We start from the raw sequence: 13,749 nt of genomic DNA, 5'->3' as shown, positions 1-13,749 counted from the left end.
GGCAGGGCAGATGGCCATAATCTGCAAAGGCTGCGGGACCGTGAATGGAGACGGAGAGGCGAAATGCCACTCCTGCGGAGCGGCGCTGTCCTCACCTCAGGGAACCAATGAGCTGCTCCTTCAGAGCCAGACACTGCTGGACCAGGGCCAGACCGACGATGCTCTTGCCGTGCTTGACCAGGTGCTGCAGACAGATCCCCGCTCCCAGGATGCATGGCTTCTGAAGGCCTCGGTCCTCCAGGGCAGCGACCGGTGGGAGGAAAGTCTCGGCTTCATTGACCGGGCGCTGGAGCACCATGGAGAGAGCGCCGAGCTGTGGTTCCTGAAAGGGAACGCCCTCGACGCTCTCAACGCGACGCCGCCCTCCAGCAGGGGATCGAAGTCCTGGAACCAGATTGAAGAGGCGATCCGCTGCTTCAGGAGATGCCTGGACCTCAATGCCGGCTTTGCCGTCGCCTGGTTCTCGACGGGGCAGTCCGAGGAGAAACTGGGACGCACTCATGACGCCATGGAATCCTATGAGAAGTTCCTCTCCCTGAATCCTGGCGAAGAGCTGGAGCCCCAGAAGGAGCACGCCCGCGAGCGCCTCTCCACGAGAAAAAAAGAGGCCGCACCACCGGCCCCGGAAAGTAAACCAGCACCGGAGAGCAAGCCGGCCTCGGAGAGCAAGCCGGCACCGGAGAGCAAGCCTGCACCGGAGAGGAAACCTGCCCCGGAGCACAAGGAGGAAAAGCCCCAGACATGGCTTGATCGCCTTGCTCACGCCGGACCTGAGGACTTCCTCGCCTTTTTCGATATGACCCTGCAGCGCAATCCTGAAGATCCCCGGGCCTGGGTGTCGAAAGGGTACGGCCTCGAAGGCGTGGGGCGTGATGATGAAGCCCTTACCCACTATGAAAAAGCCATAGAGCTTGATCCCGGGAGCTCCGATACCTGGACCCGCAAAGGGACGCTCCTCGCCAAGATGACAAAATTCAGTGATGCCTTGAAAGCCTTCGATAAGGCTATCGAGCTCGATCCAGGGGCAGAGCTTGCCTTTTACCGCAAGGGCGTCCTGCAGCAGAGGATCGACAGATTCCAGGATGCGCTTCAGACCCTCAGGCAGTTTATTCAGCTCAAGCCGCCTGATTCCGAGTGCCACGAGCTGGCGGATGCGAAAAAGCGTGTAGAGGCACTGGAAAAAAAGACCGCCAGGTAAAGCCCCTCCCCGCAGGAAAGAGGAACAAGTGAGCCCGCCTTCAGAACAGAACTCAGATGCCGCGCTTCCCGAAGAGAGCCAGGGAGGAGAGGCCACAGTGACCCTGATCGCCACGGCCACCTTCGGCGTGGAGAAAGTGGTGAAGAACGAGCTCAAGGCCCTTGGCTATGACGATCTCAAAGGGGCTGAGGGGAGAGTTGAATTTCAGGCACCCTTTGATGACATACCGAAGCTGAACCTCTGGCTCAGGAGCAGCGACAGGCTCCTGCTGAAGATGGGGGAGTTCAAGGCCCTCACCTTTGAAGAGCTTTTCGAAGAGACCCGGGCCCTCCCCTGGGAACAGTACATCACGGAAAGAGCGAAATTCACCGTGAAGGGGAAGGCCGTAAAGTCAACGCTGGGAAGCATAAGGGCCTGCCAGGCAATCGTCAAAAAGGCCGTCGTCGAGAAGCTGAAAAGCAAATACCATGTAGAATGGTTCGAGGAGACAGGCGCCGAGTACACCATACAGGTGGCTATGCACAGCGATATAGCCCTTCTCACGATTGACACATCTGGGACGGGCCTTCACAAGAGAGGATACCGTAAGAAATGGGGAGAGGCGCCGCTCAAGGAGACCCTGGCAGCGGCCCTGGTGCAGCTGAGCTACTATGACAGGGAGAGGCTCCTTGTGGATCCGCTCTGCGGCTCAGGGACAATCCTGACGGAGGCGGCTCTGATAGCCAGAAATATCGCGCCGGGACTTACAAGGGAGTTCGCCTCGGAAGAGTGGCCCCAGTTCAGCGTGAATGCCTGGAGCGACGCGAGGCGCTCGGCACGCGAAGCCATAATCACCGGAGGGGAGCTCAGGATATTCGGGTACGATATCGATGAAAAGTGCATAGAGGCATGCAGAATCAATGCCAGGAACGCCGGCGTCGAGAAAGACATCACCTTTGAGAGAAAGGATATCAAGGACCTCTGGATTGACAAGCATTACGGCATCATGATATCGAATCCCCCTTACGGGATGAGAATGGCCGACTTCAAGGAGATTAACGAGATTTATATCACCATTCACAAGATGTTCAAGAAGAAGAACGGCTGGTCCGTCTACATCCTGACCGCGGACGAGCTTTTTCCCAACTACTTCAAGCGGGCCCGGCCCGACAGGGTGAGAAAGCTTTTTAACGGCAAAATTAAAGTGAACTACTACCAGTATTACGGCGAGAGGCCCGACGGGGAGACCCGGGGATAACCATGCCAATTTTCCCCCGGGAGGCCCGAGAGGATTTTCCCGGAAGGGCATATAATTAAGAGCAGGTATGCCCCTGATTTTCGCCGGGTGGGGGCCTCACCATACCAAAGGAGGTTTTCAATGCTGCCTGTACAGAGAGCTTTTATTGCCCTGTTTCTGATGGTTTTCACGCTTTTCCTCGCGGGAGGGTGCACCTCGACAGGAGGAGATTCCTCGGTACCTTTAAATTTCGCCGGTTCCGACATGTACTGGAAAGTTCTGGGCTCCTATGGTTTCTCGCCGGGCGCTGTTGAGCACACCTCCCTTGCCTTCCAGGGAAGCGCTCCCTGCGTAGCCTTTACCGATAATAATAATAACAACAAGGCGACGGTCATGAAGTACCAGGGAGGCGCCTGGACAGCCCTGGGGGCGGCAGGTTTCTCGGCAGGATCCTGCACCTCTCCGTCGCTTGCCATTCAGAGCAGCGTCCCTTACGTGGCTTTTATTGACGGCGCCAACGCCGGCAAGGCCACGGTAATGAAATATGATGTCAACGGCTGGGCTCTTTATGGCGCTGCAGGTTTCTCCCCCGGCGCCGTGGAGTCGCCGTCCATTGCCATTCACAACGGGGTCCCCTACGTAGGCTTTGTCGATGTGGCCAACGGCAGGAAGCCCTCAGTGTGGTATTATTCAGGGGGAGCCTGGCAGCAGATAGGCACTATTAATGCCGCTGTTGGCGGGTCAGCCAGCAACCTCATGCTGAAGGTCTACGAGGGAACACCTTACGTGGCCTTCGTTGACCAGGGGTACGGCAACAAGGCCACCGTCATGAAATACAGCGGGAATACCTGGGAATACGTGGGCCTTCCGGGCTGTTCGGCGGGAGAAGTCGAGTGCATATGCCTTGCCATCCCTGACGGCGTCGCCTACATAGCCTTCAAGGATAACGCCAATGGCGGGAGCCCCTTGGTGATGAGATTACGTGAAGGGGCCTGGGAGGGCATGGGCCCCGGCATCGCTTTCTCGGCTTCAGAGGTAAACGCGGTCTCCCTCCAGGTCTACCGTGGGACCCCTTACGTGGCGTTCTCTGACCGGTCGGTCTCAGGAAAGGCCTCAGTGATGGCCTATGATCTTGGAATATGGAAATATCTCGGCCAGCAAGGCTTTTCTCCTGGAGGGGCAGGAAGCACCTCTCTCCATATTTACAGCGGCGTGCTTTATCTTGCCTTCAAGGATAATGCCAACAGCGGCAAAGCATCTTTGATGTATTTCCCCTATCCTATGAACTGAGCCCGCAGGTGCTGTTGACGGAGCCTCAGCGCCTCTTAGCAGGCCGCCGCGGCGCTGCTTCAAGGGGATTCTCCGGCCAGTAGTGGCGGGGATAGCGCCGTGAAAGCTCTCTCCTGACGGAAGGGTAGGTCTTCTCCCAGAACCCGGCAAGGTCGGAGGTGACCTGCACGTCACGGCCGTTGGGGGCACGCAGGTGCACCACGAGGGGTGTGGCGCCGCAGCCGATGAGAGGCGTGGCCTTCATACCGAAGAAATCCTGGAGGGGTGCCGCCACCGAGGGAGCCTTCCCCTTCTCGTAGGAGATCCTGACGCTCTTTCTTGTCCCTATTGAGATATGAAGGGGAGCATGGGATGAGAGGGCCTTTTTCATCTCAGGCGAGAGAAACTCGTCGATATAGTCCTCAAGCGGCCTGGACCTTATCTCGGCAAAGCCCTTTTTCCCCCTGGCCAGGGAGCGCAGCAGCTCCTCAAAAAGGGCTCCCTTGAGGTCAGGAAAGTCAAGAGAAATTCCCCATGCCTGTGCCAGGTCCCTTCGCGCGTCATAGGAGGCAAGGGCGCTTTCGCTATCAAAGGGGCGGGGCCAGCCCCGCCTGAGCTCCTTCAGGAGCACTTCGGAGGCAGGGCCTTCCGGCGGCACAGGCGCCCGTTCCTCAAGCACCAGCTCCCCATAAGAAAGGATCCTGCTGCAGCGGACCCGCTCGTTTCCGTCATCCCAGAGGCAATGCTCTTTCTCGCTCAGGAAGGGCGGGCCCGAGAGCACAAGGAGCTCCGGCGGCACCTCCTGGGCTGTCCTGATCCTGAGGGCCGAAGCGGCATTGCGGCTCTTCTCGTCTGCCTCTATGGCCAGAAGCCACTGGGACTGTTTCACCACGCTCTCGCCTGAGAGGATGCCGCCTCCTCCCTGGCAGAAATTGAGCTCCCTGCGCCCAGCACCCCTTTTCCCCGTGCGCCTTGCCTGGGCCACCCTGTCGGGGAAGCCCGCCATGAGAGCCTCGGCAAGCTTCTCATCGGAAAGGGGCGCCAGGGCTTCTCTGTAAGAGCATCCCTCAAGGCGGCAGAGCTCCCTGAGAGAGAGCCTTATCCTCGTCGCCCTGCGGTTGTCAACGAGCCGCGCAATAGAGGGAGGAAGCTTTCTCTCTTCAAATGCCGCCAGGGCATCACGCTGGAAGCTCACGTCTCCTGCGGCTATGACGCCCGGATCCTCATCCCTCAGCAGAAGCATCCCCTCGGAAATGAGGGCGGCGGCAGCGAGCACCTGGGGCGCTGCGCCCAGTTTACGGCCTTCGACGACGGCCCGTGCGAGCCTTGGATGGAGCGGGAGCTCTGCCATGAGGCGTCCTGTTTCGGTAATGCTTCCCCTGCCGTCAAGAGCGCCCAGCATGGAGAGCAGCTTCAGTGCCGCGTCCATGAGATCACCGGGAGGTGCCTGAAGCCATGGAAGCTTTCCATGCAGGGGCTCCCGGAGGCCGAGCTTTTCAGCGAATGAGGCAAGGTCAAGCAATCCCTGCGAGAGGTCGCATCGCTCTATCTCGGGCTTCTCAAAAGGTGGCCTCCTGGTGAAGTCATGGAGCGTAAAAAGCCTTTTCACTGTTCCCGGCGCCGTTCTGGCGGCACGGCCGGCCCTCTGGAGCGCCGAGGCCTGGCTCACAGGCCTCACCGTGAGGGTGGGAAGACCGCTCCAGTGCGCAAAGCCGGCAATGCGGGCAAGGCCTGAGTCAACGACGGCCGTGACGCCCTCGACAGTGACGCCTGTCTCGGCCACATTTGTCGAGAGGATGATCTTCCGCTTCCCCTGGGGGGTGAAGACCTTCTCCTGCCCGGCAAGGGGAATCTCCGAGCGCAGCTCAAGGAGAAGGGCCCCCTGGGCCGCTGCATAATCACTCAGAGCCTCCATTGAAGCCCTTATCTCGGCCGCGCCGGGAAGAAACACGAGGATATTTCCCGGCGGGCTGGCTTTCGGGAAAAGCTCTTTGACGGCATGCCTCACCTGGTGATGAAGGGGGGAATCGTCGGCGTGCTGAAGGTGCTCCACGGAGAGGGGAAAAGGCTTTACGGGGCAGGAGATGACAGGAGCCTGGGGCAGGTTCGCGGAGAGGGCTGCACGGTCGATGGTGGCTGACATGAGGACAAGCTTCAGGTCGGGCCTGAGCCTTCCCTGGAGGATCCTGAGCGCCATGAATGCCATATCGGTATGGAGATGGCGCTCATGGAACTCGTCCAGGATCACGCAGCTTACGCCCTGAAGGGTGGGATTTCCCTGAAGCTGCCTGAGAAGGAGGCCCTCAGTGAGATAGAGGAGCCTGGTGGCCCCGCCATGGGCACCCTCAAAACGCACCTGGTATCCTGCCGTGGCGCCCGGGTCCTCGCCCAGCTCACAGGCAACACGCCTGGCAGCATAGCGGGCCGCTATGCGCCTTGGCTCCAGGATAAGGATCTTACCGGGAAGTGCTTCAATGAGCGCCGGGGGGATCCTTGTGGTTTTGCCGCTTCCCGCTGCCGCCTCCACGATCACGATACTGTTCTCTCTGACTGAATCAAGGATCTGCCCAAGGAAGCTGTCAATCGGGAGAGGGAGCATAGGCGTCCTCTTTCAGCTCATCTGCAGAGCGCCGCTGAGTCACCTCTCCGGGGGAGGATTCCCGGCGCCAGGGAGCTCATGGTGCCCTTGCTTACCCCGCGGTAGGTCTTCTCTATGGTGAGGTAGCCTATGAGGTAAAAGTAGCCTCCCTTCGGCGTGACCAGGTCCCTGGCGAAGTCCGTCCGGTATCTTGCTATCATGTAGCGGTCACCGGGCCTGATGTCGGCCTCCTCGCCGGCATCGAGGTAAACGCGCCCGTCCTCTTTCACCTCGGCAATCTTATGGGGGAAGCTGCCCTGGGTGAGGCCCAGGGGCTCAAGAGGCCTTGAAGCCTCTTCTGCCTTCCGTGCCGCAGTGAGATAATCCTTCACCACGGGGGAGCAGCTGCTGTCCTCAATGGCTTTCTCGTAGAAGGTCGAAGCTTCCGAAGGCTTGAGGGCATGCTCGGCGGCGATGCCCATGTTGGTCAGCAGCTTCCAGTCGCCGCCATGGGATGAAAGGGTCTCCTTCCAGACATTGAGAGCCTTTTCCCAGGCGCCCTGCCTTGCGAGATCGGTGCCCGGCCCCTCCTGGAGGGCCCGGACTTTTGAGATATAGCAGGGGATGAAACGGTCCCTCATCTCCTCGAAAAGGCGGTCTGCCATGATTGCCAGCATCTCGTCGCCCCGGGGCATGGGGTATTTTTTGAGGCGGTCGAACCAGTAGAGGCCGTCGCGCCTTCCCTCATTGTAGTAAAAGCTTTCGGGCATATAGTCATAGTCGTACGGCATGAAGAGCGGGACGGTGGCAGCCACGCGGCCGGAGTACCCGTCAATGACCTGGAGCGTCACCGCAAGCGAGCCCTGGCGGTGAAGAAAGGGCCTGGGTATGGCCCACACAGGCAGGAAACGACGGGGGCAGTAGCCCCTTATTATGAATATGCCCGAGTACCCCGTGGTATCGGCGTTCACGAGGTCCCTGTTGAAGCGGAGATCGGAAAAGAAATAACCTTCCGCTTTTCCGCAGATGAGGAAGTCAACGCCAAGAGCGCCTGCAAGCTCAACAGCCTTTTCAGGAGCGATTTCCTTCTGCACGTCGGGAAGGGTTCCTCCGGCGACCCTGAGCGCCTCATCGGGGCCTTTTACGGTGAAATAGCCGAGAGAGCGGAGATATTTTGTGAGGGATCCCGCAATGGCTGAACCGGTCTCGCCGCTCAGCCCTCCAAGGCCGAGCACTGCCAGTGACCTGGCATCCTGCAGCTTCCCGCCGCCCTTTTCGTATTCATTGAGGCCGGCGGTGATTCTCTCCTTGTCGCATCCGGCAGAGAGCGTGAGGGCGGCAATCACCAGGAAGGCCAGGGCGATGGGAAGGCACCTTCCCTTGCGGGAATGGCCTGGCAGGCAGGGAAATTTCAAGGTGAAAGGCTCTTTTCTCACAGGTCCTCTCTTTTTCATGGTTTTCTCATTACTTCTTCCATAAGAGGAGAAAACCTTTCAGCGCATATAAAAAGGAGCCCCTCCGGGAGGGGCTCCTTTTGAAGGCTCAATGTCCTATTTCACGTGGCCGGGATTGTTGATGGCATCGGTGAGGATTTTGGTTCCAAGCACCACCCCGGTGGTAAGGGCTCCATAGGCGCTGAGTGCCGGTATAGCCGTGAGGAGGCAGGAGACGCCAAGCACGGCATCAAGAGAGCCACTTATTATCTTGAGCGAGTTTCCTTCCTTGATCCCCTGGTAAAGCTCATGACCGCTCTTGAGGAATATCATGCCTGAGGCAAAACCTGACATCCAGGGAGCCATCTTGCCCATGAGGCTCTCAGGCGCGACTCCTGCGGCTCCTGGCGGTACTGCCGCTCCGGGAGTGGCAGGCGCGGCGACCTGGGCGGCAGCCTGATGTGAGCTTATGCCGCCGACGATTGCATTGGCCGCTGCAGCGCTGTACGCAGGAATACTGTACCCGAGGCCCAGCGGGGAGAATTCCGTTTTTACGGGCGGCGGCTGAGGCGGCGGCTGAGGCGGCGGCGGCTGAGGGTCCTGGGGGGGCTGCGACGGCTCATCGGCTTTCGAGGCGCCCGTCCTGTAATACCCCTGCGGTCCCTGACCCACAGAGCTGAAATTACCTATTGTCATAATGTTCACTCCCATGCCCTTGAAAAAGAGCTTTATTCTTCTGCCTGCGGCATTTCTCTTTACAGAAACATTTTCTCATGATCCCATGTAAACAGTCAAGCAGAATTTTGTGAGAATTTGTTAACACCTGTTCTCTCCAGCCCGTACACGAGAGGAGGTATCAGGATAATCTGCAGGGCTATGCCCGGAAGGGACGAGAGCAGGCCGGCCGTGAGGGGATAGAGGATACCGATGCCTTTCAATCCCAGCAGGGGCAGCATGAAGTACCCCATGAGGCCCCAGATGAGCCTGGCGGAAATGAGGGTGATAATCAGTGCGGCATAGACATGGTTCCCCAGGGGGCGGTAGCAGGCCCCGGCAAGAGCGCCTGCAAGCGAGAGCTCCACCATCATTGCGGGAGCGACGGGAGGGGCAAGGGGAGGCATACCGGTAAGAAAGGAGGAGATGAGGGGAGTCAGCATTCCTATGACGAGGCCGTACTGCCACCCCATGAGCATCCCCCCCGCTATCACGGGAAGATGCATGGGGAGAAAGGCTTTGCCAAGCCCGAAACAGTGGAAAAGAAGGGGAAGGAGAACGCCGCAGGCAATCCATACCGCGGAATAGGCAATGAAAGTGATCCGGCTCTTCACATTGCTTCCCGCGCTTCCCATGCCACATCCTTTCAGCAGACGAAGTGATCGCACTGGCTGCAGAGCTCCAGCGCGGAGCGCCCCTCCAGCAGCGCCGTACGGGCCACGCGGTAGGCTTCCCCTCTCCAGATGGCCTCAAGGGCGTCCTTTGAGGCATCGCCAAGCGTCACCTTTCCCAGGGCATCCTGGCAGCAGAGGCTCACCTTGCCGTCGGGCCTTATCACGAGCTGCGTGAAAGGGAGGGCGCATGATGACCTGAGAGCCGAGGTGAGCCTGCGCCTGTTCCTGGCTTCCCCGCCCCTGGTCTTCCTTATGGCATTTTTTCTCCTGATGAATATCTTCACTTTTTGCTGGAGCTCAGGAGTTCCCTCGATGAGCTGCTGTATTTCCACAAGCGGTCTGATGAGGGAAAGGCGGTCATCGTAATTGTCGATTATCAGCTCGTCCAGAAGCTCTGCAAGCTCCAGGAAGCTGTCCCTGGTGAGGAGAATGCCGTTGGTGCAGAGGTTGATGCGGGCCTTGGGAAGGGCAGCCCTTGCGGCGCGGTGGAACTCCAGGATTCTCTTGTCAAGGAGAGGCTCATTATTTGAATAGAGCGCGAGAGCTCCGCGGTAATCCAGCCCTTGCAGCTGGCCGATAATCCCCCTGAAAAGGCCTTCGTCCATCAGGCGGTATTCCCTGCGGTCATCGCGGGCGTTCACCGGGCAGAATGAGCAGGTGTTGTTGCAGCGGTTCAGTGTCTCCAGTTCCACGCTGTCAAAGAGGGGAAAGGGCTCCACGGCAAGGATGGAATCTATCTTGTCCCTGATGGCCTTACGGTATTTCCTGTCCTCCTTGCGCACCTGCCTCTCAAGGAGGGCATGGTAAATGCCAGGCAGAACACGCTCAATCCGAGAGCGCATCTTTTCAAGCACCGGAGATGGTCTTATCAGGTAGCGGGCCATTATCAGGGTTTCCTCCCTGGGATAGAATTATGCCACACCGGGGGAGGGAAGTCAAGGGAAAAACGAGGAGGATGATTTGCTCCAGTATGGAATTGAGAGATAAGTGGGACTTTTTTCTCCAGGCTGTGCCATGAGTTTCACCAGGGAGGGACACTTGCCATGGGGTGGGACAGAAGAAGAAAAGCCAGAGGCTTTACCTTGATAGAGCTTCTTATCATGTGCTTTATCCTTGGGGTTCTTGCATCGGTCCTGATGACCAACTTCAAGATCGCCATCATCAAAACAAGGGCCGTGGCCTGCAAGTCCAACCTCAGGAACATAGCCATGTCGCTCCAGATGTATTACAATGACAGTGACGGATTTTACCCCTCATCGCTCAACTATGTGACTCCCCATTACATGAAATTGCTGCCCCGCTGCCCCGCGGCAGGCCTGGACACTTATTCGGAAGGATACGAGATCCGGGAGGACTGCAAGGCATTCACGGTAAACTGCAAGGGTTCCTACCACATAGAGTACGGTTACAAGGCCGACGAGCCTTATTACACCAGCGCCGGCGGACTCTTTCCTCTCAAGTGATCACTTTTTCTTTCTTTCGCGGAGCTGTTTTTCCATTTGCTTGATCTGGTCTCTCTGTCCCCCTGCCTTGTAAATCACGAGGTGCTGCTTTGCAAGGGTGACCAGCATTGAATCACAGGTGACCTGGTACTTGGGCTCATTGATGATGAGGGTGAACATCCTGTTTCCCTGGGAAAAGGTGAGGAGCTTCCCGTTCAGGTTGATATAAGTGAGCTCCTTGAGAGGGACCTTCTCAATGTCCTTTTTAATGTAGATATCCTTGAGGTCGGCCCGGGAGATATCGACGCTCTTCTTTTTTACAAGGAGCACGTCCAGCACTTTGAAGGCCACGAGCCCCCCGAGCACACCGCCGACTCCGCCCATTATTGATGCGCCAGCGTTTCCAAGGATCATGCCGCCTATATAGGAGAAGATGAATCCCCCCAGGAGGGCAAAGGGAACGACAAGAAGCACGAAGTTGGTGACCCTGACGAGGGGGACTAGAAAAAAGTGCGTTTTTGCCACGATAAACTGGAAATAATCGCTCTCTTTCGCGACAAGGGGTATTTCCCCGACAATATTTGCATCCACAGGCATCACCCCCCCGGCTGGCATGGGCATAGAGTTCTCCCTGTATATTCTATGCCGGTAAAAAATCTCCTCGCGTATCCCTTAAAGTCATGCCCTCATTCGATGACCATGGTTTTTGCCCTCTCTTCAAAGGAATTCTCGTCAGGATTGGTGGCGGCGTCTTTTCAGAGGCCTGCCTTGCGCCTGAGGGCCGATTTCGGGCAGGCAGCGATGCAGTCCCCGCAGGCAATGCACTCCGCACCTCCTATTTCCTTGCGCACATCAAGCTCAACGGGGCAGGCCTTGTCGCAGATCCCGCAGTTGACGCAGGCATCCTGGTCGAATGTCAGGCGGATCAAGGCCAGCCTGCTTGTGAGGGCATAGAGGGCTCCCAGGGGGCAGAAAGTCCTGCAGAAAGGGCGGGAGATAAATACCATCAGAACCAGGAACAGCCCAAGGATGAGGAACCGCGTGACATGGCCGCGGTACATCGAATTCTGGATCCCTCCCTTTACGGAATAGGAGGGAAGAGTGGCCGTGAGGGTGCCGTTCGGGCAGATTTTGCAGTAATAGAGGAGAGGAACAAGTGGCGACTGGCCTGCAATGCTCTGGGGAGACTCTATGGTGATATCCGCCTCGGCAAGCCTGTCGGGAAGCACTGGAGCAGGGAGGTCCCGGGTTTCACCCGGGGCGACCGAAACTCCGTCAAAGGACCTGGAGAATATCTGCTGCACCTTGGTGTTTCCCTTCTCCATGAAGGTGAAGGTGAGGGACGGGTTCTCCACGGGCGCTTTGCCAAGGTTTTTCACCGTTACTGCTGCCTGGAGGGTGCCGTCATCTTTTTGCTGGATTGCCGCCTTTTCAATCTGCAGGTACCCTGAGGGTTTGAAACCAAGGAGGAGGGGGAATAAAAAGACAAGAAGAGCCAGAGCTCCATATTTGACGAGGCGGAGCGCTTTCGGGAGCCTGAGCTTTTTCACGGGGATTTTCGCGATAAGGTCCTGGAGGAGGCCGAAGGGGCATATGAAGCCGCAGACATGGCGCCCGACAAAGGCTCCCACGAGAAAGACCGAGCCCAGGGCGAGAAAGGGGAACCTTCCCAGGGCAAGGGTGAATGAAGTGACGCCCACCGGGCAGGCAAAAGTAGCCCAGGGGCACCCATGACAGGTAAAACCCGGTGAGCAGATCTTTCTGAACTTTATGCCCAGAGCTCCCAGGTACAGGGCTGCCGTGGAAAAGAGTGCGGTGAGAGTCCGCATCTTGAAAAGGCCTTTTTTCCTGGTGCCCATCTTCACTCCTTGTCTCTCCCAAAGATCATGCGAATTCTCCCCCTCTGCCCGATTTCCTGCAGGGAGTCCCCCTTTGACAGGAGCGCCTCCAGATGCTAAAATCGATGAAGGAGGGTCCCATGAAGAAACCTGCATTTTTCAGAGCGCTCTTTCTGCTTCTCTGTATCGGCGTGCTGGCTTTCAGCCTTCTCTATGAGCGGTATGATGTGCATGGGCTTGTCTCCCCGTCCCGGAAAACGCTGAAAGGCGGCGACTTTATTGAGGTTGCCACCAATGACGGTGTGATCAGGAGCGGAGGGAAGTTCTATGATATTTACAGCATTGCCGGGATCAGCGTGAAAAAAGACCAGGACGGGAATATTACGGTCCTCTCGGCCACGTCTTCGGAATCCACGCAGACAAAGGACTGCAAGACCTGAAAATGAATCTCCGCCGGGCCTTCCTGTGGACAGGGCGGCCTCGTGGAGTGAGCCCCGGCCAGCCTCAGCGGATGGTGATCCAGACCTCGTTCTTTGCCTCAATCCTGAATCCTGCCGTATTCCCGAGTGCGGCCATCAGCCCGCTGTAGCTCTCATCCTTTTTCTCGTTCATCTTCTCGAGCTGCTCATCGGAAAAGTCCATTTTATCCACGTCAATGTCGATGAGGACCACGCGGTTTCCCTCCGAGAAGGAGGCGTTGGTCTCCACGATGGTGCCCTCTGCCTGGACGGCCAGAAAGAGCTTCATTCCCTTGAAGAGGGTTTTGAACACTCCGAAGGCCTCCCGCTGTTTTTCCAGGCTGACGGTTTCGGGAGCATCGCTGCGGGGAAAGAGCTTCCTGCCCATGCTGAGCTCAGGCACCTTGATGATGAGCTTTGACGGTGCGCCTTTCTGGAAGGTCATCGCGTAAGTCCTGAGTGCCTCACCGCTCCCTCCTCCTCCGAGGTCATCGACTGAGCGGTGGGCAATGATGAGGGCGTTCACGTCAGGGAAACCGTACTGGACCTCGAAACCCTCTCCTCCTTCGAGGAGGAGCTTTCTGCTGCCGAGGTAAGTGACCCCTTTGCCGAAGTCTTCAGCTTTCGCTTTGAGCTTCCCTTCATCATAAAGGGAAAGGGCTTTCTTTATCTCCCCGGCAGTCCCCTCCGGCCCGTCAGAGGGGGGCGCCTTGTCCTTGGCGGCCTTCAAGCTCTTATCCACGCTCTCTTTCATGTTCTTTTCCATCGAGGTAATCATGTCTACGGCATCTTTCGAGAACATGGCTTTCTCCTCTATGGTGCCGCTCCCGTCAGGCTTCACCTTCACGACTGTCCCGATATCCATGCACCCGCCCAGGGCTGCAGCGAATAGAAGAAGAAAAATAGCCGCGAAGACTCTTTTCATGGAA

The 13,749-nt window shown here is 57.7% G+C and carries 13 protein-coding genes; 5 read left to right on the top strand and 8 right to left on the bottom strand.

Features of this window, described 5'->3' with window-relative positions:
* Positions 1-10 precede the first annotated feature (10 nt).
* From RDV48_21610 to RDV48_21600, 3 genes are all read left to right on the top strand, one after another.
* Positions 11-1,198: a tetratricopeptide repeat protein gene (locus RDV48_21610; GenBank protein MDQ7825413.1), complete on the top strand. Its 1,188-nt coding sequence runs from the start codon at positions 11-13 to the stop codon at positions 1,196-1,198.
* Between the two features lie 97 nt (positions 1,199-1,295).
* Complete coding sequence (locus RDV48_21605) at positions 1,296-2,435, top strand: class I SAM-dependent RNA methyltransferase (GenBank protein MDQ7825412.1); 1,140 nt, start codon at positions 1,296-1,298, stop codon at positions 2,433-2,435.
* 120 nt (positions 2,436-2,555) lie between these two features.
* A complete protein-coding gene (locus tag RDV48_21600) occupies positions 2,556-3,704 on the top strand; it encodes a hypothetical protein (GenBank protein ID MDQ7825411.1) in 1,149 nt (382 codons plus the stop codon).
* Positions 3,705-3,729: 25 nt separating this feature from the next.
* Here RDV48_21600 and hrpB read toward each other — a convergent pair whose 3' ends face one another.
* The 5 genes from hrpB to RDV48_21575 form a co-directional block, all read right to left on the bottom strand.
* A complete protein-coding gene (gene hrpB, locus RDV48_21595; protein ID MDQ7825410.1) occupies positions 3,730-6,282 on the bottom strand; it encodes an ATP-dependent helicase HrpB in 2,553 nt (850 codons plus the stop codon).
* Between the two features lie 17 nt (positions 6,283-6,299).
* Positions 6,300-7,715 (bottom strand): hypothetical protein, encoded by a 1,416-nt coding sequence (locus RDV48_21590; protein MDQ7825409.1) that lies wholly within the window; start codon positions 7,713-7,715, stop codon positions 6,300-6,302.
* 96 nt (positions 7,716-7,811) lie between these two features.
* Complete coding sequence (locus RDV48_21585; GenBank protein MDQ7825408.1) at positions 7,812-8,390, bottom strand: hypothetical protein; 579 nt, start codon at positions 8,388-8,390, stop codon at positions 7,812-7,814.
* Between the two features lie 95 nt (positions 8,391-8,485).
* The gene (locus RDV48_21580; protein ID MDQ7825407.1) at positions 8,486-9,043 is read right to left on the bottom strand and encodes an ECF transporter S component; all 558 of its coding nucleotides are present in this window, start codon (positions 9,041-9,043) and stop codon (positions 8,486-8,488) included.
* Between the two features lie 11 nt (positions 9,044-9,054).
* Positions 9,055-9,966, bottom strand: coding sequence for an SPASM domain-containing protein (locus RDV48_21575; GenBank protein ID MDQ7825406.1), 912 nt, complete (start codon positions 9,964-9,966; stop codon positions 9,055-9,057).
* Positions 9,967-10,125: 159 nt separating this feature from the next.
* On the opposite strand from RDV48_21575, the gene RDV48_21570 reads away from it, so the two are divergent.
* Positions 10,126-10,545 carry a type II secretion system protein gene (locus RDV48_21570; GenBank protein ID MDQ7825405.1) on the top strand — a complete coding sequence of 140 codons (420 nt, stop codon included), beginning with the start codon at positions 10,126-10,128 and terminating at the stop codon, positions 10,543-10,545.
* On the opposite strand, the gene RDV48_21565 is transcribed toward RDV48_21570, so the two are convergent.
* Entirely contained in the window at positions 10,546-11,145 is a 600-nt protein-coding gene (locus RDV48_21565) for a hypothetical protein (GenBank protein ID MDQ7825404.1), read from the bottom strand.
* Between the two features lie 134 nt (positions 11,146-11,279).
* Positions 11,280-12,383: a 4Fe-4S binding protein gene (locus RDV48_21560; GenBank protein MDQ7825403.1), complete on the bottom strand. Its 1,104-nt coding sequence runs from the start codon at positions 12,381-12,383 to the stop codon at positions 11,280-11,282.
* Positions 12,384-12,502: 119 nt separating this feature from the next.
* On the opposite strand from RDV48_21560, the gene RDV48_21555 reads away from it, so the two are divergent.
* Positions 12,503-12,802: a hypothetical protein gene (locus RDV48_21555; GenBank protein MDQ7825402.1), complete on the top strand. Its 300-nt coding sequence runs from the start codon at positions 12,503-12,505 to the stop codon at positions 12,800-12,802.
* A 64-nt stretch (positions 12,803-12,866) separates the two neighbouring features.
* Here RDV48_21555 and RDV48_21550 read toward each other — a convergent pair whose 3' ends face one another.
* Complete coding sequence (locus tag RDV48_21550) at positions 12,867-13,745, bottom strand: hypothetical protein (protein MDQ7825401.1); 879 nt, start codon at positions 13,743-13,745, stop codon at positions 12,867-12,869.
* Between the last annotated feature and the right edge of the window lie 4 nt (positions 13,746-13,749).

The organism is Candidatus Eremiobacterota bacterium, from assembly GCA_031082125.1.
Classification (GTDB): Bacteria; Vulcanimicrobiota; CADAWZ01; order CADAWZ01; family Ess09-12; genus Ess09-12.
Note: the sequence above shows the minus strand (reverse complement) of the source record. Positions and strands in the feature narration are given on the sequence as shown.